Annotated in this window: 22 protein-coding genes; 12 read left to right on the top strand and 10 right to left on the bottom strand. The window is 49.7% G+C overall.

Annotated elements, in window-relative coordinates:
* Positions 1-60: 60 nt before the first annotated feature.
* Together clpA and clpS are read right to left on the bottom strand one after the other, a co-directional pair.
* On the bottom strand, positions 61-2,361 hold the full coding sequence (clpA, locus tag ACO0LN_RS12655) for an ATP-dependent Clp protease ATP-binding subunit ClpA (RefSeq protein ID WP_422974241.1): 2,301 nt from the start codon (positions 2,359-2,361) through the stop codon (positions 61-63).
* On the bottom strand, positions 2,358-2,666 hold the full coding sequence (clpS, locus tag ACO0LN_RS12650) for an ATP-dependent Clp protease adapter ClpS (protein WP_110257372.1): 309 nt from the start codon (positions 2,664-2,666) through the stop codon (positions 2,358-2,360). Before clpS ends, clpA begins: the two co-directional genes overlap by 4 nt.
* Positions 2,667-3,063: 397 nt before the next feature.
* On the opposite strand from clpS, the gene ACO0LN_RS12645 reads away from it, so the two are divergent.
* The 3 genes from ACO0LN_RS12645 to ACO0LN_RS12635 all read left to right on the top strand — a co-directional run bounded on the left by ACO0LN_RS12645 (position 3,064) and on the right by ACO0LN_RS12635 (position 5,463).
* A complete protein-coding gene (locus ACO0LN_RS12645; protein WP_110257373.1) occupies positions 3,064-3,267 on the top strand; it encodes a cold-shock protein in 204 nt (67 codons plus the stop codon).
* Between the two features lie 190 nt (positions 3,268-3,457).
* Entirely contained in the window at positions 3,458-4,825 is a 1,368-nt protein-coding gene (locus ACO0LN_RS12640; RefSeq protein WP_422974239.1) for a cache domain-containing protein, read from the top strand.
* A complete protein-coding gene (locus ACO0LN_RS12635; RefSeq protein WP_422974237.1) occupies positions 4,822-5,463 on the top strand; it encodes a response regulator transcription factor in 642 nt (213 codons plus the stop codon). Before ACO0LN_RS12640 ends, ACO0LN_RS12635 begins: the two co-directional genes overlap by 4 nt.
* 132 nt (positions 5,464-5,595) lie before the next feature.
* On the opposite strand, the gene ACO0LN_RS12630 is transcribed toward ACO0LN_RS12635, so the two are convergent.
* The 3 genes from ACO0LN_RS12630 to icd form a co-directional block, all read right to left on the bottom strand.
* Positions 5,596-6,825 (bottom strand): hypothetical protein, encoded by a 1,230-nt coding sequence (locus ACO0LN_RS12630; protein ID WP_422974235.1) that lies wholly within the window; start codon positions 6,823-6,825, stop codon positions 5,596-5,598.
* A gap of 22 nt (positions 6,826-6,847) precedes the next feature.
* Positions 6,848-9,745, bottom strand: coding sequence for a DUF3857 domain-containing protein (locus tag ACO0LN_RS12625; protein WP_422974233.1), 2,898 nt, complete (start codon positions 9,743-9,745; stop codon positions 6,848-6,850).
* Positions 9,746-10,104: 359 nt separating this feature from the next.
* On the bottom strand, positions 10,105-11,358 hold the full coding sequence (gene icd, locus ACO0LN_RS12620; RefSeq protein WP_422942419.1) for an NADP-dependent isocitrate dehydrogenase: 1,254 nt from the start codon (positions 11,356-11,358) through the stop codon (positions 10,105-10,107).
* 360 nt (positions 11,359-11,718) lie between these two features.
* Here icd and ACO0LN_RS12615 point away from each other — a divergent pair, with 360 nt between their 5' ends.
* The 3 genes from ACO0LN_RS12615 to ACO0LN_RS12605 all read left to right on the top strand — a co-directional run bounded on the left by ACO0LN_RS12615 (position 11,719) and on the right by ACO0LN_RS12605 (position 13,323).
* Positions 11,719-12,264: a pseudouridine synthase gene (locus ACO0LN_RS12615; protein ID WP_422974231.1), complete on the top strand. Its 546-nt coding sequence runs from the start codon at positions 11,719-11,721 to the stop codon at positions 12,262-12,264.
* A gap of 145 nt (positions 12,265-12,409) precedes the next feature.
* Positions 12,410-12,586: a hypothetical protein gene (locus ACO0LN_RS12610; RefSeq protein WP_422951180.1), complete on the top strand. Its 177-nt coding sequence runs from the start codon at positions 12,410-12,412 to the stop codon at positions 12,584-12,586.
* A 419-nt stretch (positions 12,587-13,005) separates the two neighbouring features.
* Entirely contained in the window at positions 13,006-13,323 is a 318-nt protein-coding gene (locus ACO0LN_RS12605) for a hypothetical protein (protein WP_422974229.1), read from the top strand.
* 134 nt (positions 13,324-13,457) lie between these two features.
* Here the strand turns inward: ACO0LN_RS12605 and rpsT are convergent, their stop codons facing one another.
* The gene (gene rpsT / locus ACO0LN_RS12600; protein ID WP_162040741.1) at positions 13,458-13,721 is read right to left on the bottom strand and encodes a 30S ribosomal protein S20; all 264 of its coding nucleotides are present in this window, start codon (positions 13,719-13,721) and stop codon (positions 13,458-13,460) included.
* Between the two features lie 307 nt (positions 13,722-14,028).
* Here rpsT and ACO0LN_RS12595 point away from each other — a divergent pair, with 307 nt between their 5' ends.
* A complete protein-coding gene (locus ACO0LN_RS12595) occupies positions 14,029-14,619 on the top strand; it encodes a GNAT family N-acetyltransferase (RefSeq protein ID WP_422974227.1) in 591 nt (196 codons plus the stop codon).
* 19 nt (positions 14,620-14,638) lie between these two features.
* Positions 14,639-15,808 carry a vWA domain-containing protein gene (locus ACO0LN_RS12590; protein ID WP_422974225.1) on the top strand — a complete coding sequence of 390 codons (1,170 nt, stop codon included), beginning with the start codon at positions 14,639-14,641 and terminating at the stop codon, positions 15,806-15,808.
* 108 nt (positions 15,809-15,916) lie between these two features.
* Here the strand turns inward: ACO0LN_RS12590 and ACO0LN_RS12585 are convergent, their stop codons facing one another.
* Positions 15,917-16,744 carry a response regulator gene (locus ACO0LN_RS12585; protein WP_422974223.1) on the bottom strand — a complete coding sequence of 276 codons (828 nt, stop codon included), beginning with the start codon at positions 16,742-16,744 and terminating at the stop codon, positions 15,917-15,919.
* Positions 16,745-16,894: 150 nt separating this feature from the next.
* Here ACO0LN_RS12585 and ACO0LN_RS12580 point away from each other — a divergent pair, with 150 nt between their 5' ends.
* Together ACO0LN_RS12580 and parC are read left to right on the top strand one after the other, a co-directional pair.
* Positions 16,895-18,886, top strand: coding sequence for a DNA topoisomerase IV subunit B (locus tag ACO0LN_RS12580; protein ID WP_422974221.1), 1,992 nt, complete (start codon positions 16,895-16,897; stop codon positions 18,884-18,886).
* Between the two features lie 51 nt (positions 18,887-18,937).
* Positions 18,938-21,265: a DNA topoisomerase IV subunit A gene (gene parC / locus ACO0LN_RS12575; RefSeq protein ID WP_422974219.1), complete on the top strand. Its 2,328-nt coding sequence runs from the start codon at positions 18,938-18,940 to the stop codon at positions 21,263-21,265.
* 226 nt (positions 21,266-21,491) lie between these two features.
* Here the strand turns inward: parC and ACO0LN_RS12570 are convergent, their stop codons facing one another.
* Together ACO0LN_RS12570 and ACO0LN_RS12565 are read right to left on the bottom strand one after the other, a co-directional pair.
* Positions 21,492-22,223, bottom strand: coding sequence for an SDR family NAD(P)-dependent oxidoreductase (locus ACO0LN_RS12570; RefSeq protein ID WP_422974217.1), 732 nt, complete (start codon positions 22,221-22,223; stop codon positions 21,492-21,494).
* A 2-nt stretch (positions 22,224-22,225) separates the two neighbouring features.
* Positions 22,226-23,323, bottom strand: coding sequence for a patatin-like phospholipase family protein (locus ACO0LN_RS12565; RefSeq protein ID WP_422974215.1), 1,098 nt, complete (start codon positions 23,321-23,323; stop codon positions 22,226-22,228).
* A gap of 41 nt (positions 23,324-23,364) precedes the next feature.
* Between ACO0LN_RS12565 and ACO0LN_RS12560 the strand changes: the two genes are divergently transcribed.
* Positions 23,365-24,570 carry a phosphatase PAP2 family protein gene (locus tag ACO0LN_RS12560; protein WP_422974213.1) on the top strand — a complete coding sequence of 402 codons (1,206 nt, stop codon included), beginning with the start codon at positions 23,365-23,367 and terminating at the stop codon, positions 24,568-24,570.
* Positions 24,567-25,187 carry a CDP-alcohol phosphatidyltransferase family protein gene (locus tag ACO0LN_RS12555; RefSeq protein ID WP_422974211.1) on the top strand — a complete coding sequence of 207 codons (621 nt, stop codon included), beginning with the start codon at positions 24,567-24,569 and terminating at the stop codon, positions 25,185-25,187. The genes ACO0LN_RS12560 and ACO0LN_RS12555 overlap by 4 nt, the downstream gene beginning before the upstream one ends.
* On the opposite strand, the gene ACO0LN_RS12550 is transcribed toward ACO0LN_RS12555, so the two are convergent.
* Positions 25,135-26,937 (bottom strand): bifunctional alpha/beta hydrolase/class I SAM-dependent methyltransferase, encoded by a 1,803-nt coding sequence (locus ACO0LN_RS12550; protein WP_422974209.1) that lies wholly within the window; start codon positions 26,935-26,937, stop codon positions 25,135-25,137. The genes ACO0LN_RS12555 and ACO0LN_RS12550 overlap by 53 nt on opposite strands.
* Positions 26,938-26,962: the final 25 nt, after the last annotated feature.

Raw genomic sequence — 26,962 nt, 5'->3', positions numbered from 1 at the left:
GCAAAAATATACAAAATTAATGAAAAACCCCGGCCGTAGCCGGGGCAGACAAGGGTGGAATTATTCTACTTCTACCACCTCTTGAGATGCCTCTGGTGGGGTAGCATCGCCTTCAGAAAATTCCAGTTTGACCTGGTCTTTATCGTCAAGATCGACAATCACACGCCCGCCTGTCACCAGCTTACCGAATAAGAGCTCATCCGCCAAGGCTTTACGTATCATATCCTGTATCAATCGTGCCATAGGACGGGCACCCATCAAAGGATCAAAGCCTTTTTTACCGAGGAACTTGCGCAGGTTTTCAGTAAATGTGGCTTCAACTTTTTTCTCATGCAATTGCTCTTCGAGCTGCATGAGGAACTTATCGACCACACGCAAGATGATCTCTTCGTCGAGTGCACGGAAGCTGATAATGGCATCCAGACGGTTACGGAACTCAGGCGTAAACATGCGTTTGATATCAGCCATTTCATCGCCAGCTTCTTTGCTGTCGTTGAAACCGATAGAACGTTTTTGCAAACTTTCAGCGCCCGCATTTGTCGTCATGATAATAATGACATTGCGGAAATCTGCCTTGCGACCGTTGTTATCTGTTAACGTGCCATGGTCCATCACCTGCAACAAGATGTTGAAAACATCAGGATGGGCTTTTTCAATTTCATCCAGCAACAACACGGCATGTGGTTTTTTGGTGATGGCCTCAGTCATCAAACCACCTTGATCAAAGCCCACATAACCCGGAGGCGCACCGATCAAACGGCTGACGGCATGACGCTCCATGTATTCAGACATGTCAAAGCGGATCAGCTCTATACCCAGGGTAAAGGCCAATTGCTTGGCAACCTCGGTTTTACCCACACCGGTAGGACCGGAGAACAGGAAAGAACCGATAGGTTTGTCTGTCTTGCCGAGACCAGCACGCGCCATCTTGATCGAGGAAGCCAATGCTTCAATCGCAGGCTCCTGACCAAACACGACATTTTTCAGGTCGCGCTCTATGGTTTGCAACTTGCTACGGTCATCCTGGTTAACCGTTTGTGGCGGAATACGGGCAATTTTCGAAATAATGTCTTCGATATCTGCCTTGCCTATGGTTTTCTTTTGCTTGGACTTAGGCAAAATACGCTGGGCAGCACCAGCCTCGTCGATGACATCAATCGCCTTGTCGGGCAAATGGCGGTCATTGATAAAGCGTGCTGACAGCTCAGCCGCAGTCGTCAGCGCCGAGGCTGAATACTTGACGTTGTGATGCTCTTCAAACTTGGATTTCAAGCCGCGCAAAATTTGCACAGTTTGCTCTACCGTTGGTTCATTGACATCGATCTTCTGGAAACGACGTGCCAGCGCATGGTCTTTTTCAAAGACACCACGGTATTCTGTGTAAGTGGTCGCACCTATGCACTTCAGTTGCCCACTGGACAAGGCTGGTTTCAAGAGGTTGGACGCATCCAGCGTACCACCCGATGCTGAGCCAGCACCGATAATGGTATGGATTTCATCAATGAACAAAATGCCGTTAGGCGTGTCTTTCAACTGTTTGAGCACACCCTTGAGGCGCAATTCAAAGTCGCCACGGTATTTGGTACCCGCCAGCAAAGCACCCATGTCCAGAGAATAGACAACGGCGTTTTGCAAAATATCAGGTACATCACTCTGGGTGATGCGCCATGCCAGACCCTCGGCAATAGCTGTTTTACCAACACCGGCTTCACCCACCAGCAAAGGATTGTTTTTGCGGCGACGGCACAGGATCTGGATCACTCGCTCAACTTCATTGTCGCGGCCTATCAGCGGATCTATCTTGCCTTCAGCAGCGGCCTTGTTCAGGTTCTGAGTGAACTGGTCGAGCGGATTTTCCTTGGCTTGTGCTTCTGCCTGGTTTTCCTCACCGCCTTCGGGCGATTTAGGCACTTCGTTATGGCTGTCTTTACGCACGCCATGCGAAATGAAGTTGACGACGTCGAGACGTGTCACACCCTGCTGATGTAAATAATACACAGCATGCGAATCCTTTTCACCGAAGATGGCGACCAGTACATTCGCACCAGTCACCTCTTTTTTGCCATTCGATGCTGACTGCACATGCATGATGGCGCGCTGTATCACGCGCTGAAAACCAAGCGTAGGCTGGGTATCAACCTCATTCGTGCCAGGTACGGTGGGGGTATTATCAGTAATGAAATTACCCAGGGTTTTGCGCAAATCCTCGATATTGACTGCGCAGGCCCTTAGCACCTCCGCAGCAGAAGGGTTATCCAGCAAGGCGAGCAGCAGGTGCTCTACCGTGATGAATTCATAACGAGCCTGCCTGGCCTCGACAAAGGCCATATGCAAACTAACTTCCAGTTCTTGCGCAATCATACTTCCTCCATCACACATTGCAGGGGGTGTCCTGCCTTACGGGCGTGCGTTAAAACGAGTTCCACTTTGGTCAGCGCAATATCCTTGGAATAGACACCACATATCCCTTTGCCATCCCTGTGCACCTTGAGCATGATCTGCATGGCAGTCTCACGATCCTTATTAAAATATTCCTGAACGATCGCCACCACAAACTCCATAGGAGTGTAGTCGTCGTTGAGTAAAATTACCTGATACATGGAAGGCGGTTTTAACTTCTGTGCCTGACGTTCCAGTATCGTACCGTTTTCTTGCTTGTTTCCCATACGTATATTCTAGTACGTTGATTCATTTCAGAGACAAATAATAAGCGAATAAAAACGGCTTAATTTTCTCCTTGGTCAATGTTACGCGCTTTCTGCTTTCCTCGCAGATGGTGATCAATTCCTTTAGATCAAGTTTCAATGGTAAAACTATTTCTTCACATCAAATGTCACGGTATTTTCTTGTCATTAAGTAAAAATACAACAGTACTGCAAAACTACTTGATATGTAACCAGAAGTTTCTTGACTTTAGCTTTTTTTCCGCCAAGAATGATATTTATTGACAAATAAAGTAGTAAATCGTCAATATGAAGTGAGCAGGTCAAGGGGGAGGTAGCGTAGTGCTAGGTTTCTTGCTTTTACGGCTCGTGTGATTAGTTTTTATTTGAAAGATGCATTATGGCAACAGGTACCGTCAAGTGGTTCAATGATTCCAAAGGTTTCGGCTTTATCACTCCGGATGACGGTGGTGAGGATTTGTTCGCCCACTTTTCCGCAATCCAGATGAACGGCTTCAAGACCCTGAAAGAAGGTCAAAAAGTTTCGTTCGAAGTCACGCAAGGCCCTAAAGGCAAGCAAGCTTCTAACATCCAAAACCCTTAATCTTAGATTTTTCTCAGATTTTGGTTTTTTAAAGAGCCCCGCATTGCGGGGCTTTTTTTCGTCCAGTGGCAATTCTCTTATCACTTGTCGCCCCTCCTCTCACTGATTAAATTTTGCTTTAATAGAGTTCAAGGCTACAGTAGATACCTTTTTCAAATGCTTTTATTAAACGCAGGCTCAGATTTTCCCCATGAAGCTCAGGCATAAAATCATCTTGCTGGCTGTTGTCCCGCTGCTGCTGGCTTTTGCCGGCATTGCCATGGCGGTATTTTATCAAGCGACTTTTTTGGCAAAACAACAGAGAAGCACGATAGAACAAGCCTACATTGCCAGTAAGGAAGCCGAACTCAAGCATTATGTCACCCTTGGCACTGCAGCGATTGCCCACCTTTACAACAGCAAGCAGCAAGGCCCTGCCACGCAGGAAGAAGCCAAGAAAATACTGGCGGCCCTGGATTTTGGTGATGATGGTTATTTTTACATCTATGACATGGATGGCAAAAACCTCATGCATCCCCGCCGCCCTGACCTGGTCGGCCAGGACTTGTGGAATATGACCGACCCTCAGGGCAGCCTGACCATACAAAACCTGCTCAACAAGGCCAAGGCGGGTGGTGGTGCCATTCGTTATATGTGGGAAAAACCCTCGATGCACAAGGTCATGCCCAAACTCGGTTATGTGGTGCACCTGGAAAAATGGGGCTGGATGATGGGTACGGGCATCTATCTCGACGACGTCGATACCGCCCTCAATAAAATTGATGTACAAGTGGCTAAAAACATACAAAGCACCATGTCATGGATTGCTGGCATCGCGATTATAAGTGCCTTGCTGATTGCCCTGTCCGGCCTGGCCCTGAATATCACTGAATCGCGACTTGCCGAAGCCAAGCTCAAGGTACTCGCGCAAAGCGTGGTCAGCTCGCAGGAAGATGAGCGTGCCCGCCTGTCCCGTGACCTGCACGATGGCCTAAGCCAGCTGTTGGTCTCAGTGAAACTGCAAATAGAATCAGGCCAGGTCAAACTGCATCAGGCCAGCGCAGGCCCGGAAGCCGCCAAGCTGTCATTTGCGCGTGCCACCGACCAGCTCAATGAAGCACTCAGCGAGGTCAGGCGCATCTCGCACAACCTCCGCCCCGCCCTGCTCGATGATCTGGGCCTGGTGGCCGCCTTTGAACATCTCAGCGATGAGTTTGAGCACGACAGTGGCTTACCGGTCAGCTTTCATGCTTCTGGTGATTTCCATGCGCTTGATGAAATCGGCAACACTGTCCTGTTCAGGGTGGCACAGGAAGCCCTGACGAATATACATAAACATGCCCAGCAAGTCAGCCACGTCAATGTGCACCTGCTCAGCGACGCTGAAAATATCAATCTCATCATCAGCGATGATGGGCGTGGATTTGATATCAAGGGTGTAGCGAATCACCCACACCGTGGCATAGGCCTGAGCAATATGCGTGAACGTCTGGCTGCAATCAATGGCAGTTTGCAATTACAATCCGATACCGGCGGCACTACCGTGACCGCCTGCATACCAAATGGAGACAACCAATGACCGAGCAGATACCGGTCCAGCCTGCACGACAAGTGCATTTATTACTGGTCGATGATCACCCGCTGGTCAGGGACGGCTTAAGAGCAAGGCTGGAGACCATCGCCAGCATCAGGATAGCTGGTGAAGCAGGTACTGCAGAAGAGGCGCTGGCCATTGCTGCCAGCACCCCTGTAGATTTGATACTGATGGATATTAACCTGGGCACTGGCAATGGCATCAGCCTGACTGCGCGTTTCAAGACCGAGTACCCACACATCGCAGTCATCATGTTGTCGATGCATGAAAAAACTGAATACGTGAATCAGTCCATACAGGCCGGTGCCCGCGCCTACGTACTCAAAGATGCGCCCGCAGTAGAAATCATAGAGGCAATCGACACCGTCATCGCAGGGGGCACATATTTCAGTTCGGGCCTGAACCGGCAGACTGCCAGCAGTGACGCCGGCCAGCTTTTGACGCAGAGAGAGCAATCCATCCTGAAATGCATAGCAACTGGCAAATCGAATAAACATATTGCCAGAGAACTAGGGCTCAGTGTCAGGACAGTGGAAACCCACAGACTCAATATCAAACGCAAGCTCAACATCGAAGGTCAGGCCGACCTGATACGCTATGCCTTGAGCAATGTGATTGTTTGAAAATTCAAGGCGGTAAATCCCATCGCAGAAATCAATCAATCTATGCCCTGGAACACGCCTTGGAACATGCTTTGGAAAAAACAGCCAGTCCAGAAAATCACTCACACTGGACTGGCGAATTTTTATGGTCTTTTATTTCTTTTTGAAGGTTGCCAATGAACGGCTACGTTCATCCAGGTCTTGCTTTTCCATGTCCAGCAGAGCCTGTCTTTCTGCATTGATCTGCCTGACGAGGCTGTTATATTGATTGACGTCCTGCTCGCTGTCGAACACCAGTGTATCACCTTCAACTTTTATTTTTCCAAATCTGCTCTCACACAATGCCAGCACCTGTTTTTTCAGTTCAAGAAAAGCACGCAAATGTTCATTGCGCCTTATCCTCAGATCGAGGATATCTTCCATATTCTTTTTATTATTGGCGATGACATCCTGCCTCTGTTGCGGCGACATGATGATTTTTTCAATTGCGTCGGTATAGCTTGCGCGCAAACTATCATAGCGCTTGGAGTTATTGTCAAACATGGTCTCTGCTGCGAGGATGGCCAGGTTGCTATTTTCTATGCCCTGGCGGGAAATCAGGGTGGCAGGCTTTAATGCATTCGCCAGGTCCAATGCCTTGAGTTCTTCAGAGAAACGCAAATTCTGTTTGATGTTGGCACGCAGGTACTCGAAAGTCAGGCGGGTTTCCTGATCAAAAGAGCGTTGACCGGTAAGAGGAATACGTTCGGACAATTTGACGTTTTCGTCAATTTCTTCTTTTTCAAGCTTGATACTGATTTCCATCAGTTCTGCAATTGCCTTGCGCGCTTGCTGTACCCTCGCACGCATTTCATTGCCTGACCAGTTCCCCAACTCTTCCTGACGCTCCTCCCGGCTGTTATTGAGTGCATTGAGCATACTCAGGAAGGTTGGCGAAGAGCGAAAGTCGTTAACAGCCTTGCGATCAGCTGGTGACAGCTTATTGAATTCGCTACGTGCCGCATCAAGACCCTGATTCATTTCAGCCCGCCAAAGACGGGTGGAGATTTTACCAGCAGGCTTGGGCAATTCCTTCAACAGCTTTTGTGCATAATCAGATGAAATGTATTTTGCCAGCACGACAGAAATATGCTGATTAATCGCCTCGACTGTAAACGGCTGCATATAAATTACCGGATCAAAATACAATTCAGGCTTCGTCTTGTTATTATTTTCCAGGTCACGACGAATGGAATTCTGTATCCCCTGGTCTATACCAAAGGTACTGACAATCTGCTGCACATCCTCAAGCGCTGCCGGATTCTTGATCGGTATCCCGGCAGCATCAGAAAACGATGCCAGAGACGACAAAAACAGCACTAACAATAATCTACACACCAACATCATTACTCCCTCATTAATAGTTTTATTTGTTTTTCTTCAACCGCTCTGCTTCAAACTCAGCCAATGGTCTGTAATCTGCATTGAGCATGCTTTTCTCAAAAGACCTTTGCATATAAACCAGGGCCTTGATCTTGTTACCGTTAATCATATTCAATTGAGCGATGTAGAAATATGCCTCGGCCAGCGCCACATCAAGTTCATCTCCTGTACGCTTGTGCACCTGATGCAATACCTGGTCTTCAGACTTTCCACCTGGCTGCGTGGCAGACAACATGTCATTGAGCCAATCGTCACCGCCATCGCTATTGCTCGCTCCTATGACTGACAAATTCTGCCGCCTGAGTGCAAGCTGGCGCATGATGCTGGCGCGCAGTTTGGACTGGCTGCCACTGCTTTTTTCTATCGCTAAAGCAAAACTGTCCGTGGCATCCTTCCATTTGCCCAGGGCATACAGGGACATGCCACGCAACATGTAGAGCCTGCCATCAGCGGCCCCCATGGACAATAATCGCGCGCTGTCAGCCTCGCTATTCTTGAAGTCACCGAGCGCAAAGTAAGTACTTGCGCGGCAACGCACATATTCCTCAGTATCCAGGCCATCTTTTTTGGCCATTTGCAAATCCGCCAATGCATCAGACTTGCGCCCCACACGTGCATACGCCAAGCCGCGCTCGCAAAGAGCCATTGCAGAACTAATGCCGCTGGCGCGCGATTCATTGATCAGACTGGATTTGTTGCGGATGTCTTCCTCCAGTTGCTCTTTAATTCTCTGCTTCATGGGCACATCAGGCACATCCGGCACGTTAGGCAGACCAGGTACCTTACGGACAGCCGCATCGCGCAAGTCCGTCTTGCGTATCTGTATGCTACCTTCCAGCATGAGACCGACTTTGCGGGTATTCGCCATAAAATCAACTACGTCCTGCGGCGCTACCCTGTCTTTCAGGCTGCGCAGCTCTACACTGGCCTTGAATATATTCTGTTTAAAAGTCAAAGTTTCACTTGCCTTAAATGCCGTGTCATCGATATTTGTCATCGACGGCGTGTAATTCGCATTGACCTCTTCTGGCAATCTGGCTTCCAGTTCATAGCGTATCAAGGGCGGATGTGTCGGCACGAGCAAGGCTTGCTTGCGTTTCGGGTTTTCGGGAACATAAAAACGTTCACGCATATTCGATGCCTGATAACGCAGTTGCCATCCCGAAGCATTTTTGACCAGCAAGCCAGGTATCTGGAATTTCAATTCAATATTGACTGTATTGGCCTGGCGGTTGTCAGATACAGTGGGGCCAGACTTGAGCTCGGCATCAGGGTAACGCCTTAACACTGAGGCGATATAGGCATTTTTCAATTGCTCCCTGGTTTGCCGTGCCACATAGGAGCGTATCTGCTCTGCCTCTATGCCTGAATATTGATGCGTGACCTGAAACTCGGCTACACCATCCATTTTATCCAGGCGTATTTTTTCCAGGCGTGCATTGACGGTCGCGGTACCCTCTTCATTTTTGGAAATCGTGGCAAGTTCAAAAGTATCCTTGTTAATCACCAGTACTTCAGCACCGCCATGTACCTGCCCCATATTGGCAAGCGGCCCGTACTGGGCCGCCCTGGTCGGGTCGAGGTAATAGACTTTGCCATTCACTTTTACCCTGACAATTGCATGGTCAAATGCCAAAGGTGAAGGTAGCATTTTTCCGGGCATTGCTGGATTAGATGCAGAAATCAGAACCGGGGACGCCTCTATTCCCAGTTTGCGCAAAATCGTCGATAACAACAAAGATTTATCCTTGCAATCACCATAACGGCGCGCCAGCACCACATCTGGCGGGAAAGGCTTGTGAGAATTCTCGCCTATGGAAATAGACAGATAACGTATCTCATTCTGTACATAAGCCAGCGCTTGTTGCACAGTCTGGTCTGAGCTGCCGGTACCACGCAGGCCTGCCACGACTTTGTCGAGCTCAGCACTATTGGTGTTCACATCAAACAGGTTTTGTGCCCACTGATTGACTTGCTGCCATTGTGAAAACTCTGAAAACTGTATGGCCCTGACCTGGAATATGTCGTGCGGCACATAGGGTTCAAACTCTATGGCCTTGATCTGATCGGCAGTAAATGTAATGATCTTGCGGCCCGCAAGCTGCTCTTCCCTGGTTTGGATATTGCCACTGCCCTGGCCAAGAATGCGGTACTTGACAGGCCTGCTGGCTGGTGTGTTCAGGCGTATGCGCTTACGTAAAATCGGGTAGCCGTTATCCCATACCAGGGTCGAGAAGAAATGGCTATCAAAAACGGGATTCTGCCCCGTTGTTGAATACGCTATATCGACAATATCGCCCACGCGGATATCATCAATCACAATCGACGCAGTAACTGAACCCGTAAAAATACCGGAATCAAGTTCACTTTCCATCTGCAGATAACGGATATCAGCAGTGGTCGTTTTGTCAAACACCTGACTGCCCCGTATGACCCGGATGCTGTGCAAGCCCACTTTTTGATATTCAGGATGAAATGGAATCTCAATCCGGCCCACCTGGGTCAGCATAGAGGCTTCATTTGCCTGCATCATGCGATGCACATAAGTGCTCGCCTGCTTATCCACATAGGTCTGGACGTCAGACAGGCGAACCACCAGTGGCGCTGCGTTAATGGCATTTGCCACCTGGCTTCCATTATCATATTCCACCCACGAGGGCACTGGTTCACCGCGAGTCAGGTTTCGTTCAAAGCGCTGAGACTCCTGCGGCCTGCCGCTCGCCTGCGCTTCGGTTTGCACCGCAGAGGCATGGCTGCACAAGACCAGCAAACAGAGGCAAAAACAGATGCACAGTACAGAAACTGTACTCTTGAAGGATATAGAGGATATTTTATTCAGCCCGGTCAGTTTGAACAGGGCGGGTGTCATCAATGGCGTCATAAGTATGCGAGGAATGGGCACTTACTTGAAATCCATGATCAAGATAAGTGCATAGCATTCTGCTGTCACAAGCCACAGGAACACAGACCGGAGTGGTCTCATACGGGTCCCGAAGCCTCGATCCAACAAACTGTACCTGCCTTGAAAATCAACTTCGAGATTTGTTTTTCAACTTGATTCTATCAGAATGACATGTTTTTTTGTCTAAAAACCGGTAGAAGAAATCTTCATTAAGTCTCACGCTCAGGGTGCAGATAAGTGACAAAAAAGCCCCCTGTCGCAAAACAGGGGGCTTTGACTGCGTCTTGACTGTCTGGCGGGATTTACTCCTGCCAAACAAACAAACAGCGGACTCAGATTTACATGTTTTCTATCATGACATCGCCGAAACCGGAGCAAGACACTTGTGTCGCGCCTTCCATCAAGCGGGCGAAGTCATAAGTGACTTTCTTGGCTGTGATGGCTTTTTCTGTTGCGCTGATCAACAGATCAGCCGCTTCCAGCCAGCCCATGTGACGCAACATCATTTCTGCGGACAAGATCAGGGAACCTGGGTTCACATAATCTTTACCGGCATACTTAGGTGCTGTACCGTGAGTTGCTTCAAACATCGCGATAGAGTCAGACAAGTTTGCACCTGGAGCAATACCGATACCACCAACCTGAGCAGCCAGAGCGTCAGAGATATAGTCGCCGTTCAGGTTCAATGTAGCGATAACGCTGTATTCTGCTGGACGCAACAGGATTTGCTGCAGGAATGCATCAGCGATGGAATCTTTAACAGTGATTTCTTTACCTGTTTTTGGATTCTTGAATTTGCACCATGGGCCGCCGTCGATCAGCTCAGCACCGAATTCTTTTTGCGCCAGAGCATATGCCCAATCACGGAAGCCACCTTCGGTGTACTTCATGATGTTGCCTTTGTGAACGATGGTCACAGATGGCTTGTCATTATCGATAGCGTACTGGATCGCTTTGCGTACCAGACGTTCTGTACCTTCGCGGGATACTGGCTTGACGCCGATACCAGACGTTTCCGGGAAACGGATTTTCTTGACGCCCATTTCTTCTGTCAGGAACTTGATCAGTTTTTTAACTTGATCAGAGCCTTCAGCGAATTCGATACCAGCATAGATATCTTCAGAGTTTTCACGGAAGATGACCATGTCTGTTTTTTCTGGCTCACGCACTGGGGATGGCACGCCTTTGAAATAACGTACTGGACGCAGGCAGACATACAGGTCGAGCTCTTGGCGCAGGGCCACGTTCAGGGAACGGATACCGCCGCCAACTGGCGTAGTCAATGGGCCTTTGATGGAAACAACGTAGTCTTTCAAGACTTTCAGTGTTTCTTCTGGCAACCAGACATCAGGGCCATATACTTTAGTGGATTTTTCACCAGCATAGATTTCCATCCAGCTGATTTTGCGTTTGCCGCCATAGGCTTTCGCTACGGCCGCATCAACGACCTTGATCATGACCGGGCTGATATCAACGCCAGTACCATCACCTTCGATGAATGGGATGATAGGATTGTCAGGAACATTCAATGAAAAATCAGCATTGACGGTAATTTGTTTACCTTCAGCAGGTACTTGAATATGTTGATACATCGTTTTCTCCGTAGTTGGGCGATCAAGCGGGTCACGCTTTTCTCATCATTTGCCTTGCGTGCGAATATTTTATAGAGTAACCACTCTTCTATAAGACACAAGACCATCTTTTCGTATTATGCACTACTATTTTACCGTATGCCATCAGTTTGTCAGCTTTGCTGGCGTCACGGCGACTTCGGTTTTCACGTACTACCCTGTTTGAAAATACAAAATGACAAGCTCTGAGGCAATCTCACTTGGACAGACACAAAGTAATTGGCATAGGGGAAATTATCTTCGCATACACTCGTTCTTCACATGGCAGACTATGCACCACTGTTCAATCATGCAAGTGCATTTTACGGTTACCATATTGCCATGAAACTGATTTTACTCAACAAACCATTTAATGTGATGTGCCAGTTTTCGGCACACCCCAGCCGCCCTACCCTGGCTGACTATGTCAAGATACCGCACATCTATCCGGCAGGCCGGCTTGATGCAGATAGTGAGGGATTGATATTACTGACTGATGACGGCCAGCTACAAAACCGTATCAGCCATCCCGATCACAAACAGCCAAAAACTTATCTGGTGCAAGTCGAGGGCACACCCACTCGCGAATCACTGGAGAAACTGCGTCAGCCTTTGGACCTTGGTGATTTTGTGACCCAACCCTGCGTCGTCAAACATATATACCCGCCAGAATGGCTATGGCCACGCAATCCGCCGGTACGTGAACGGGCGAACATTCCTACCAGTTGGCTAAGCCTGACTTTATCAGAAGGGAAAAATCGTCAGGTCAGGCGTATGACAGCAGCAGTTGGCTTGCCAACTTTACGCCTGGTGCGTATCAGCATAGGTGGATATTCACTGGAAACCCACCCTTTACTACCCGGCGAATGGCAAGAAGTTAAAATTTAAATAATGTTTGCACAGAAATTCAGAAAAAAATCCATAAACGTTATAAATTAATTAGAATTCCTGTCAACGCCCGATTCATCGGTAGCGTTATTTGCCTTGATTCAATTGAATCACTCTTAACCAATACTTTATGAAGGACACCAAAATGAAAAAATTGATCGCCGCTCTGGTCGTAGGTCTGTTTGCTTCTGCTGCTTTCGCCCAGGCACCTGCTCCTTCAGCATCCGCTGCTGCTTCTACTGAAGCTTCCAAACCAGCAAAAAAAGCGAAGAAAGCCAAGAAAGCTAAAGCAGCATCTGCATCCGCTTCTGCATCCATGTAATTCTGTCGCTTTTCAGTACAGAAGCAAGGCAGGCTTAGTCCTGCCTTTTTTGCACCCCAATTTTTGCGTCGCAATTAATAAACTAGTAGCTGTAGTTAGGGTCGTCAGCACCATTAGCCATGCGCGCCACTTTGATGACTTCGTTGGCAGCAAAGTGCGCGGCAGGAATCAGTGCAATGAAATGACACTTTCATGCATTGCAGCAATGCCCGAATCAAGTCACCCTTGAAGGTGAGCCCTATCACCATCGGGCATCCTCTGCTATTATTTTAGGCATCGCCGTCGCGGACGTAATGGTTGGGGGCGACACACATCAGTCAGATGCCTGCTATACCTGCTTAGTGCTCAAGAGGATTCCGTGAGCTTTCTACAAAAAATCAAAGATAAATTAAACCTTTCTTTTCAGATACAGCCATACGATGACATCACAAGCAAAGCCAGCCTTGGGATACACAAACAAGATCAATCCAGATGGCCCTCATTATGTGACTTTCGACGAGGTGCGGCGTGCAAGCGACGGGAGTTGGTGCATGATTCTTAATCTTGAAGAACAAAGCGACATCGAAAAAAGGAAAGACCGGTTTTTGCTCTGCTTGGAAGCGCTCGAACAGAACAAAGACTTTGGCTGCATGGTGTTGCTTAAGGAAAATGACTGCCCTACATTTCACGAACTGGCCCAGCAGTTTGAGTCAAGGTATCTCAGCGCTCTGCAGCGAACACAATTTGCTAGCGAGTGATGCTGCTGGAATGATCACTAGAGGAAAGTTCGCAAGCAAAACAAAAAGCCGCAAAATAATTTGCGGCTTTTTTTACTTCAGGCAGTCAAGTCAGCACATTAGCACTAACTTACAGCTTTAGAAGCAGGCTTAAATTAAGCCAGTGCTTTCAAAGCAGATGCCAAACGGCTCTTATGGCGAGCTGCCTTGTTTTTGTGAATGATTTTCTTGTCAGCGATACGGTCAATAACCGATACGGAGCTTTGGAAAATTGTTGCTGCAGCAGCTTTGTCACCAGCTTCGATTGCTTTACGAACAGCTTTGATCGCTGTGCGCAGCGTAGAGCGCTGGCTGGAGTTGTGTGCATTCAGTTTAACTGCTTGACGAGCACGTTTGCGTGCTTGTGCGGTATTTGCCATGAGATTTCCTAAACGTGGTCAAAGCGACGAGGTCAAAACATTTGATTTAAATGCCACGCCGCAAAAATTCTATACAGCTTTGCAGTATAACCGGATTTATTTTTGATAGCAAGCTTTCCTATCGATTCTTGCAACAGGAAGGCATATTTCTGCTGTTTCAGCGAAATTTACGCAACTGTCATGCTCAAAATCTGCACGACTGTATCTATGCGCCTGGGTGTAGGGATGCAAAACTAGGCCCAGCTCAAATATTACTACCAATGCCATTTCTCTGCCCACATCACAATCCACAATCACAAGGATGAACATGCACTGCAACGCCATTACTTTAAAGGGAAAACACGTCACTCTGGAACCGCTGGAACAGCATCACCTGGCTAATATCCAGGCCGCCGCAGCCGATGGTGAATTATGGAAGCTGTTTTTTACCTCAGTCCCCTCCCCTGATAATACCCAGAACTGGCTCAATATCGCTCTGGACATGCAACAGCAGCAAAAAGCCGTTCCTTTTGTCGTCCGTGAAAATGCAACTGGCCAGATAGTCGGCGCTACTAGATACTGTAATATGGACATCAATAACAAGCGTCTGGAAATAGGCTACACCTGGTATGCGCAGCGGGTGCAGCGCAGCCCGGTGAATACCGAGTGCAAGCTGCTGTTGCTGGGCCATGCCTTTGAAGAGTTTGGCTGTATCGCCGTTGAGTTCCGCACTGACTGGTTCAACCGCCGTTCACAGGCGGCGATAGAACGCCTGGGCGCCAAGCGTGATGCTGTCTTGCGCAATCACATGATTTTGCCTGATGGCCGCATCCGTGATACGGTGGTATACAGCGTCCTGCATTCTGAATGGGCGGGTGTGAAAAAGAATTTGCAATATATGCAATCTAAATATGAATAAATAGTAGGGAGACTGACCTGTGCTGATTGATTTTTTCTTTACCCTGAAAGACGCCAAGATCCCGGTATCCATCAAGGAATTCCTGATGCTGCTGGAAGCCATGGAAAAAGGCTTGATCAGCATGTCACTCGACGACTTTTACTTCCTAGCGCGCACCATCATGGTCAAGGATGAAGCGCATTATGACAAGTTCGACAAAGCCTTTGGCCTTTACTTCAAGGGCATAGACACGATATTTGAAAAGCGCCCCGACATCCCGCTGGACTGGCTCATGAAACGCATGGAGCGTGATTTGACCGCCGAGCAAAAAGCCGCCATCGAGAAATTTGGCTATGACAAGCTAATGGACAGGTTGCAGGAATTACTCAAAGAACAAAAAGAGCGCCACGAAGGTGGCAGCAAATGGATAGGCACAGGCGGCACCTCTCCCTTCGGCAATGGCGGCACTAATCCTGAAGGCATACGCATAGGTGGCAAAGGTGGTGGGCGTAGCGCTGTCAAGGTGTGGGAAGCCCGCGCCTTCCGCGACTATGACGCTGAACGCGAACTCGGCACCCGCAACATCAAGGTCGCCCTGCGCCGCTTGCGTAAATTTGCACGCCAGGGTGCAGAAGAAGAACTGGCACTGGATGCGACGATCAAGGCCACCGCCAACAATGCCGGTTACCTCGACATCAAGATGCAGCCTGAGCGTAAGAACAATATCAAAGTACTCATGTTGCTGGACGTAGGCGGCACCATGGACGACCACATCGCCCAGACTGAAGAATTATTCTCTGCAGCGAAGACAGAATTCAAGAACATGGAATTCTTTTACTTCCACAATTGCGTCTATGACTATCTGTGGAAAAACAACCGTCGCCGCCATGCTGAGAAATTCCCGACCTGGGATGTCTTGCGCAAATACACCCCCGACACCAAGGTCATCTTCGTCGGCGACGCCACCATGAGCCCTTACGAAATTCTGCAGGCTGGTGGCTCTGTCGAATACAACAATGAAGAAGCCGGCGCGACATGGCTGCAGCGCTTTACCTCTGCCTTCCCGAAATACATTTGGCTCAACCCTGAACCTGAAGGCTTGTGGCAATACCGGCAGTCTATATCAGTGATCAGGCAGATCATGAGTAACAGGATGTTCCCTGTGACCATAGAAGGTCTGGAGCGGGGAATGAGGTTATTAAGCAAGTAACAACAGATCAAGAAGCAGACTTTGCCAGGCTGCACTGGCAAAGTTTGTTTTTTATCGGCTGGTAGAGATGCGTTTAAGTCAAGGACAAGAGCGAGTATTGCTCTACCTTCAGCGTAACTGCAAAAACTTTTGTATCGTCGATAAAACCTGCTTCCTCGACAAAGGCTTGGTCAAAAAGCCTTCACACCCTGCCTGTTGCGCATTTGCAACTTTATAATTAAAACTCTTATCGACCAAAAAGATCACCGTCGTCCTGCGGTCTGCATTTTGTTTTTTTAACTCGGCACACAGGCGGTAAGGGTCAATATCGGGCGTAGAAGAATTAATCATCGTCATCGCATGACGATTATTTTTATCCAGCATCAGGGCACTACGTTCATCTGTTGCCAGTGTCACGGTGATGCCATATTTATCCATGATCATGGCGACATACTCGCGAAAGCGAATGTCCTTATCGACGATCATGATGCCGCCCTTGAGCACACTGGGCCTGCGCATCTTTTGGTATTCGCTGGGGTCGGTCAGATCAAGATCAAGACGTTCGCGGCGACGGCGCTCAGGAACAGCCACTTCACCAAAGGCACTCAGGGTGGTCAGCAAGAGCTGGCGGCGGTCAATCAGTTCATCAAGGACGTCAAACAATTTACGCCAGCGTATAGGACGCGGCATGGACTGATAATGTAAATTGACTTCGGTCTTACCAATAAGCAATACTGGCTGCGCTCCGCCAAGATTGAGGTCGGACAGGGTCGCCAGTGCTTTTAAATCCTCTGCGTTGACAATATGAATGTCAGGATCTTGTAAACTACCGGCTTTTAATACCAGATAGCGATAGCCCTTCTCGCGGAGAACAGCAAGAACGGTTGAGAAGGTTTCTTCCTCTTTTGGAGAAAATCCAAGCAGTCGGATCGCGATCGTTGGAGTTTTTGTTGGCATCGTTTTTCCATCTTACACATTGCAGCTTCGATCATTGCAGCTACAATAGCTGCAAAAACGCTGCAAGAATACAGCTTAATTCTGCCAGCCTCACAAAAAAATTGCAAAACATCATCAAAAAATTAACCAAAACAACAGATTTTCATTCGCATGGCCACTAAAAAAAATACTTCTCCGTCAGACTATAGCGAATCATCCATCCGAGTACTCAAAGGCCTGGAGCCGGTCAAACAAAGACCGGGGATGTATACCCGCACCGAAAACCCGCTGCATATCATCCAGGAAGTCATCGACAATGCCTCGGATGAAGCTCTGGGCGGGCATTGCAAGAACATCCTCGTTACCATCAATGCTGATACCAGCATCAGTGTAGAAGATGATGGCCGCGGCATTCCAGTTGGTTTGCACCCAGAAGAAGGCGTGCCTACCGTGGAAATCGTCTTCACCCGCCTGCATGCAGGTGGCAAGTTCGACAAAGGATCTGGTGGAGCCTACGCATTCTCCGGCGGTTTGCATGGCGTCGGTGTCTCAGTCACCAATGCCCTGTCCAAGCGTCTGGAAATCACAGTCTGGCGCGAAGCAGGTCTGCACAACCTGACTTTTGCTAATGGCGATGTGATAGAACCGCTGCGCAGCCAGCCACTGGCGCGCGGTGACAAAAAGAGCGGTACACGTGTCACTATCTGGCCAGATGCCAAGTATTTTGACAGCGCCAATATCCCGCAAAGCGAATTGCAGCGCCTGTTGCGTTCCAAGGCAGTATTGCTGCCGGGCGTTAAAGTCACGCTGCTCAATGCCAAAACTGGCGAGAGCCAGACCTGGCAATATGATCAGGGCTTGCGTGGCTACTTGACTGAAGCTTTGGCGCAGTCTTCGCATGGCGAACCACTGATCCCCCTGTTTGAAGGCGAGCAATTTGCCAATTCAGACAGCGACGGCTTTGCCGAAGGTGAAGGCGCATCCTGGGTAGTGGCATGGACTGAAGAAGGCAATGTCGTCCGCGAATCCTATGTCAACCTCATCCCTACCCCCGCTGGCGGTACGCATGAATCCGGTTTGCGTGAAGGTCTGTTTGGTGCGGTGAAGAGCTTTGCCGAGATGCATTCACTGCTGCCCAAGGGCGTCAAGCTCTTGCCAGAAGACGTATTTGCCCGAGTATCCTTCGTTTTGTCCGCAAAGGTACTAGACCCGCAATTCCAGGGCCAGATCAAGGAAAGGCTGAATTCACGCGATGCGGTGCGTCTGGTGTCGTCTTTCACCAAGCCGCCACTGGAACTGTGGCTGAATTCTCACGTTGAATATGGCAAGAAGCTGGCTGAACTGGTCATCAAGCAAGCGCAATCGCGCCTGCGCTCTGCCCAGAAAGTAGAAAAGAAAAAATCTTCAGGCGTGGCCGTCTTGCCAGGCAAGCTGACCGATTGCGAATCGAATGATATTGCCCGAAATGAAATTTTCCTGGTCGAGGGTGATTCTGCCGGTGGCTCTGCCAAGATGGGGCGCGACAAGGAATTCCAGGCGATCTTGCCTCTGCGCGGCAAGGTCTTGAACTCATGGGAGTCTGAACGCGACCGCCTGTTTGCCAATAACGAGATTCATGATATAGCTGTTGCTATCGGAGTAGATCCGCATGGCATGAATGAAATCGTTGATTTTACCAATCTGCGCTATGGAAAAATTTGCATCTTGTCTGATGCGGACGTTGATGGCTCGCACATCCAGGTCTTGTTGCTGACGCTGTTCTTCCGCCACTTCCCGCAACTGATTGCACGCGGCCACATCTGCGTGGCGCGTCCGCCCTTGTTCCGAGTTGATGCACCGGCACGTGGCAAGAAACCGGCACAGAAAATCTACGCACTGGATCAAGGCGAACTTATCGCTATCGAAGACAAATTGCGCAAGGATGGCGTTAAGGATGGCGCATGGGCAATTTCCCGCTTCAAGGGCCTGGGTGAAATGAATGCCAACCAGTTATGGGAAACCACGATGAACCCGGATACGCGCCGCCTGCTGCCAGTTTCGCTGGGTGAGTTTGATCAGGCCTTCTCTGAAGGACGGTTCAATATGCTGATGGGGAAAGGCGAAGCCGCCGCCCGCCGTGCCTGGATAGAAGAGCACGGAAACGCTGTTGAAGCTGATATATAAAATATCTGACCTTACAGACCATAAAAGAATACAAAAAATACGAATAGAACCATGAGCGAACAAGCGAATTTATTTGATCAAACCCCACCACCACCTGGCGATGGTGAAACCCTGACCCTGGCGACCTTTGCTGAGCGCGCCTATCTTGACTATGCCATCTCGGTCGTCAAAGGCCGCGCCCTGCCCGATGTGTGCGACGGTCAAAAACCGGTACAACGCCGCATTCTGTATGCGATGAATGAGCTGGGCCTGAACTCTGCCGCCAAGCCGCGTAAATCTGCCGCAGTGGTTGGCGATGTACTGGGTAAGCTGCATCCGCATGGCGACCAGTCTGTCTATGATGCATTGGTGCGAATGGCGCAGGATTTCTCCTTGCGCTATCCATTGATTGATGGTCAGGGTAACTTCGGCTCCCGCGATGGCGATGGCGCAGCGGCGATGCGGTATACCGAAGCGCGTCTGACACCGATCTCCAAATTGCTCATGGATGAAATCGATCAGGGTACCGTCGATTTCCAGCCCAATTATGACGGCACTACCGAAGAACCCAAGCTACTGCCCAGCCGACTGCCCTTCGTCTTGTTGAATGGTGCATCTGGTATTGCGGTCGGCCTGGCAACAGAAATCCCTTCGCATAACCTGACTGAAGTTGCCAAAGCCGCAGTAGCCTTGATACGCAACCCAGCGATGAAGCATGCCGAGTTGATGGAATATATCCCTGGACCTGACTTCCCGGGTGGCGGGCAAATCATTACGCCAGCATCTACCATCGCAGATATGTACGCGACTGGCCGCGGCAGCATGAAGGTACGTGCACGCTGGAAGATAGAAGAGATGGCACGTGGCCAATGGCAAGCCGTGGTCACAGAATTACCACCTGGCACGTCCTCACAAAAAGTGCTGGAAGAAATTGATGAGCTGACCAACCCAAAAATCAAACTGGGTAAAAAGACATTGTCGCCAGAGCAGGTGGCGTTGAAACAAGTCATATTGTCTGTACTCGATACGGTCCGTGATGAATCCGGCAAGGATGCGCCTGTGCGCCTGGTACTGGAACCAAAATCCAAAAACCAGGATCAGGCCGAGTTCATGCAAATGCTGCTCGCGCATACTTCTTTGGAGACTTCAGCATCGATCAATCTGGTGATGATAGGCGGCGATGGCCGCCCACGCCAGAAAGGTTTGTTCGATATTCTCAGTGAATGGATAGCCTTCCGCTTTACGACCGTCACACGCCGTACCCAGTTCCGCCTTAAAAAGGTCGATGACCGCATCCATATCCTGGAAGGTCGTGAAGCGGTACTGTTGAATATCGATGAAGTCATACGCATCATCCGTGAATCTGATGATCCCAAGCCTGCACTGATTGCAGCCTTCAAACTGTCAGATATCCAGGCGGAAGATATTCTCGAAATTCGCTTGCGTCAGTTAGCACGTCTGGAAGCCATCAAAATACAGCAACAACTGGATGAATTGCGTAAAGAAAAAGCGGGCCTGCATGATTTGCTGGAAAACCCTTCTTCAATGAAGCGCATGCTCATCAAGGAAATCGAAGCTGATGCCAAACAGTTTGGCGATGCCCGCCGTACTGTCATAGAAGAAGCCGCCAAAGCTTCGATAGAACAAAAAGTTATTGATGAACAAGTCACCGTCGTCATATCCGAAAAAGGCTGGGTGCGTGCACGTACCGGCCATGGTCATGACAATGGCCAGTTCACTTTCAAGGCAGGTGACAGCCTGTACGGCACGTTTGAATGCCGCACGGTAGATCAATTGCTGGTGTTTGGTTCGAATGGCCGCGTATATTCCGTCGCTGTCTCCGCCCTGCCCGGTGCCCGTGGTGATGGCGTACCTATCACCACCCTGATAGACCTGGCAGTTGGCAGCAAGATTTTGCATTACTTTGCTGGCAGTGCTGACATCAGCCTGTTGTTGTCATCGACTGCTGGTTATGGCTTTACCGCAAAAGTCGGCGACATGGTAGGCCGCATGAAAGCCGGTAAAGCTTTCATGACATTGGAAGAAACTGACCAGCCACTGCCGCCTGCCGTAGTCACTGACGACGCCAGCGCGATTGCCTGCTTGTCAGAAAAAGGCCGCCTGCTGGTCTTCGGCCTGGCAGAAATCAAGCAACTATCCAGCGGTGGCCGCGGGGTGATCTTGATGGAACTGGAAGACAAGGAAAGCCTCGTGTCAGCTCAGGCCATCAGTCAGCGCGGTGTGCGCGTGCTTGGTATAGGGCGTGGTGGCAAACCGCAGGAAGTCAATCTCAGCGCAACTGGCCTGGGTATCCACATCGGCAAACGTGCGCGTAAAGGTAAAGCACTGGAAGCCAAGATCAAGGCAAGTGGCTTGCAGAAAATTACGGCAAAAGAGTAATAGCTGTTTGCGTTTGATCAGTAGTGTTTGCTGATTGTGATATTGAAAATCGTCCATAACCTAAGTGTTATGGACGATTTTTCATTGAAAACTGCTTAAATTGAATATCAAAAGCATTTCACTTGTTGTATTACAAGGGTCGCTGGATTCCAGCCAAAATCATGCTGGAATGACGTCTGTATGATTGCCGTAATTTGAAACGCAAGAATTGAGCATAAGCCCCTGCCTATTTCCTCAACTTCAACACCCACTTCGGCAACAAATTCAATGCCGTAATCAACCATTTCATCTGCCAAGGAAACACCAGCATGTCGCACCGCGCGGCAATAGCATCCACAATCAAGGCAACGGCCTTTTGCTCAGACATGATAAAAGGCTTATGACTGGCATCACCCTCATTCAAGGCTCGCAGTTTTTCGGTATCAATATAGCCTGGCACTATCGCTGTCACGGCAATAGCAAAAGGTTTGAGTGCAATGCGGTAGGTATCGCACAAACTCAAGACACTGCGCTTGGTCGCGCTATAGACGGAGGCGCCGGGATAATCGTGCAGCAAACCCGCAACCGATGAGATGGCCACCAGTTGCCCCGACTTTTGCAGCAGCATTTTTTCCGCTGCCAGTTCAAATGCATGGCTCAGGCCACTGACATTGGTGCGTAGCATATGTAGGGTGGCAGCCTCATCCAGCAAATGGCTGCGGGTATTGTAATAAATACCGGCGGTGACGATGAGCATGTCCAGGCCCTGCACAGCAAAGTCATCAATGGCTTGTGACAGGGCAGCACGGTCGGCAATATCGAACTGGTAGCTGACTACGCCAGCCAGACCATGCAGCTCAGTCGGCAGGCGGTGCAAGTCTCGACCACAGATGGCGACCCGGTCACCGCGCTGCAGATAGTGGCGCGCCAGGGCCAGCCCTACGCCACTGGTGCCGCCTATGACCATGATGCTCTTCATGCCTATGCCACACCCCGGCTGTATTTGTCGCTGCTGCGTATCATGGCAGCTTCGTCATAGGCCGTCTGGCGGGTGAAAGCTTCCATGCCGCGTGCATAACCATATTGCCATTGGGCTTCCATATAAGCAGCATAGGTGGCATGGGTTTCTGGCATGCTTAGACGTATGCGGTTATTGCGCCAGTCCAGTTTTTTTTGTACTGATTCTTTGGACAAAACCGTTGCCACATCAGATGTATCGATACGCACATCAACTGCCTGACCATTCGCATAGCGCAGGCGGGCATTACCATCGAGACCCAGGACTGTACGCCAGGCGGGGATGGAAAAAGCCTGGTCAAAGCTTTGCTTGAATTCCATCATGACTTCATCGGCCAGGCGTTTTGCGATCTCTATGGGGAATAAATCCAGTACGCCGCCAAAATAATTGCCATCAGTGTGGGTATGGCAGCGGAAATAAAACATGTCGGTGATAGAAATACGTGCTGCCAGACTGGTTGGCGTTTGCACATCGCACAATAACTGTTCTGAAATGGCATGCTCACCCCAACGCGGGTCTGCCAGTGGCGAGGCCATGCCATCCAGCAGCGCTGCAGCTCTTGGATCACAAAACACGGTCTCGGCAAATAATTTGCGCTGGCCACGGGCAAGGCCGACTTCGTTTTCGTCAAACAGCAATTTGCCACCTATGATGGCAGTCGCTACTGACTGCTCGCTTGCCGCCAATCTTGGCAAGGGCAATTCCGCCGGGATTTCAAACAGGTATTCATTGAACAGGTCAGGTATGGTGATGGCAGAGTCACGCCCTAAACCACGTTTAGCGGCCAAGGCCAACGCGCGGACTATGCCTGCCCTGGGAGAAGATTTCAAACCGCTCCAGTAATGGTACATTTCTTCCGAGCTCAGCCATGCCTTGCGTTGCGCATCGTCAGGAAACCCGGCAATGATGCTTGCCGCAATCGCACCGCCGCAGCTGGCCAGCAGTATATCTGGCGCACGGCCAGTCTCGCAGGCAGCGGCGTACATTCCCAGGTAAATACCAAAACGAAACCCACCACCTGCCAATACCATGCAGCGTTTATATTTTTTAACTTGATTCATCCTGCTAAAATATCACACTGTTAAGGCTAAACGTATATCAAATGCCATCCACTCCTGCAACTGTGCAACACCGCTTGCGTCACTGGTTGCTGAATTCCCTGGCATTTGGCTTGTGCTATCTGGCCGCCAATATGCTGGCGCAGCAGCAAGGAGTGATAAGGCACGCTGCCCTGTCATTTGAGGCTGGCATCCCGTTTTTGCAATGGATGATACTGCCCTACCTCAGTTCAGGCCTATTTTTTTGCCTGACATTCTTTGTAGTGCGCAGCCAGGATCAATTACGCCTGCTCAGCCAGCGCCTGTTACTGGCAACCGTCATTGCAGCCTTTATCTTCGTGCTCTACCCTCTGCAATTCAGCTGGCCCAGACCTGCCATCTCCTCTACATGGTGTGCATATCTATATGAATATCTGGCACTACTGGATAAACCGTATAATCAATTACCTTCGCTGCATGTTGCTTACTGCCTGTTATTCTGGAGCGCATTGCGCGAGCATGTCCACCCAAGATCGCTGCGCATGGCGCTGGCTACATGGTTACTTCTCACAGCTGCCTCGACGGTATTCACTTATCAACACCATTTGCTGGATGTGCTTGGCGGCAGCTTACTGGGATTGTTTTGCCTCGTCTTTATCAAACCGAAAAGAGCAGAACCGCATGTGGCGTTTTATTACCTGATATTTGCCAGCGTATTTTTTATCACTGGCTTCATCTTTGCCCATAGCTGGCTGGCTTTCTACATAGCATGCAGTCTCGCCCTGGTCAGCCTGGCTTATTATCGTAACGATGTTTACTTCCTGCATAAAAAACAGGGGCAATATCCGTGGTGGATATGGGTCATGTATGCACCTTATTTGCTCGGTTACCAGCTTACCTGGCTGGCCGTTGTCTGGCGTGAGAGGCGCAAACCCGTCATCATCAAATTGACAGATCGACTATGGGTGGGGCGCCGCCTTAGTAGCCGGGAGGCAAAACAACTGCCGCGAGATTGCAGCATCATCGATCTGGCGAATGAACTCAGCGAAACACCTGCCTTGCGCAAGCACGCTTATAGACATTTCCCTCTGCTCGATCTGCTCAAGCCGGGCAAACAGGTAAGCGATGAAATTTTGCAATACATGCGCCAGGAAATTGAATCGGGCAAAACAGTTTACCTGCATTGCGCCATGGGTTACAGCCGATGTATATTGCTGGCCAAACTGTATATGTCACAAGGAACATCACCAGGAACACACCGTAAGTCATGAGTTTTTCTATCTACCAACTGAAGCCGCGCTTCCAGCAATTGCTGCAACCTTTGCTGGCGGGCCTGGCGAAACGACATATCACACCAAATCAGGTGACTTTGCTGGCGATGGTTTTATCCATCGCCTATGGCATTGCGCTGGCTTGTTATCCGCAGAATAGAAGCCTGTGGCTGGGCCTGCCGGTCTTTATGTTCGTGCGCATGGCGCTGAATGCGATAGATGGCATGCTGGCCAACTTCACCCAGCAAAAAACTGCCTTTGGCGCGATTCTCAATGAAATTGGCGATCAGGTTTCAGATGCCGCCCTGGTCTTGCCTTTTGCTTTGGTAACGGGGATACAAGTGCCTTTGCTGATTGCGGTAGCCATGCTGGCACTGTTGACAGAGTTTGCAGGCGTTGCAGCCTTATTGGCAGGTTCAAAACGTCGCTTTGATGGACCCATGGGCAAAAGCGACCGCGCTTTTGCTTTTGGTTTGCTGGCTTTGCTGGTGGCGTTTCAGCTACCGGCAGTCTGGCTGAATGCCGTGCTGATCATCGTCCTGCTACTCTTGTTCTGGACCTTGTTCAATCGGATAAAACGGGCACTGCCGCATCACGCTGAGCCACCGACACCGTAAATATCCCCGCTATACCGAGTTGGGTAGCAATTTTTTTGCAACCTATGCTGGCGACCAGGGCATCCATCTCTGCCTGTGGACGTGGGCGCATTTGCCATGACTGGCCCCTATGACTATTGAGGGTCTTGGCGATCATCAATAACTGCGGGTGCCATGGCTGGCCGGTGTAAACCAGATGCCCGCCAATTTTCAATTGCTGCTGTATGCCGCGCAGCGACGCCAATACCAGTACATTGTCGCTGAACAGTTCATACAAGCCAGAGACGATGACGATCTCATAGGCATCTTCTTCTGCCGGGTAACTGGTTGCGGCAAAGGCATCGCGGCATTGATAGTTGATCTTGTTTTTCAACTGTAAACGTTCTGCCAGCAATTTGGCCTGATCCAGATTGGTCTGTTCAAAGTCGCGCAGGTTGATTTCTATATTGCGGCTCTGGAAGCGCTTGATGGTTTCCAGCACATAGCGACCGCCACCAGCAGCAATATCAAGTATGCGCACAGGCTGGTCTGCCGGGTATTGCTGTATCAGGTCAGACAAAGTCTGCTGCATTTGCGCCTTGCGCTGGCGTATGCCGCGCCAGCCTATCGCATCCAGATAACCACGGTCTATCATGCCGCCTATCAGCAAACGGCCACCTGCCTGGTTGCGATAAACATAATCGAGTGATGCGCCGGAATCAAAACCATGTTGCAAACCTATCGTCATGCCATTGCTGAGCCTGCCCAAGTGACCGAGCATGAATTTTTGCATGCCGTAAAAAGCGTTTTCCAACGCACCACCCAATTTGCCTTGTTGCAGTGCCTGGTATTGGCGCGCACTCTGGCTTAAGGTATCTGCCTTGAAGTAATGCGGCAAGGGCAATAGCTCTTTGGCATAACATTCATTGATGAAATCCTTGGCGGCCTGTATGGCTTGCTGCACCTGGTTTTCGCTCTCATAAAAAATCGCATGATGGCAATTTTCTATAAGGACATAGCGTTTCAGCGTAGATGAGATGCTTTCAAAAAATTGCTTTTGCGGTGCCTGTTTGACGACGTAATCCTTGTCAGCCACCAGCATCAACACTGGTGCGTCTATCGCCTGGGCGTCCTGCACTACGCGCTTGGCAGTATCGGCCAGGTCCAGCAAAACCCTTGCAGATATATTCTTGGTAATCAGCGGGTCGGCATCATAGGCTTTGGCTTGTTCAGCAGAATGCGTGAGCATGGATGAGCGTATATAGCTGGTGACAAACAAGTCAGGCTTGAAGCAGGTGGCAAAACGCAGCGCCGGTTTAGCCAACGGCACATACAGATTGATATCAAATGCTGCAGCCGCCATGACTACACCACGCACACGCGGTGCATAATCGTGCAGCCAGGTAGCGGCAATCACAGCCCCTACACTATTTGCCACAATGAGCATGTCTTCTTTGGCGATACCGTAGCTTTGATGGATATGATTGATGAAGCTGTCAAAATCGCGCACCATGGTTTGGAAATCAGGTGCATCACCACGCTCTCCCGGTGAATTACCGTGGCCACGCGCGTCCCAGGCAAAAGCCCAGTCCTGGGTAAAACCAAATTGCTCGACCAGCGGCCCTATACGTCCAGAATGCTCATGGCCGCGGTGTAAAAATATCAGGGCTTTTTGTGGCTGGCCTGCAGGAATCGCCAGCGGTTGCCAGATGCGATAAAACAAACGGGTACTGTCATGGCTATCGAAGCCAGATTCACTGCACAGCCATTTTGTTTGCAATTCTGTTGTCATGCATAATCCTTATTAAATTCTTTAC

The organism is Undibacterium sp. TC9W (assembly GCF_049339865.1).
Classification (GTDB): domain Bacteria; phylum Pseudomonadota; class Gammaproteobacteria; order Burkholderiales; family Burkholderiaceae_D; genus Undibacterium.
The sequence above is the reverse complement of the archived record's forward strand: the minus strand, read 5'-3'. Positions and strand labels throughout refer to the sequence as shown.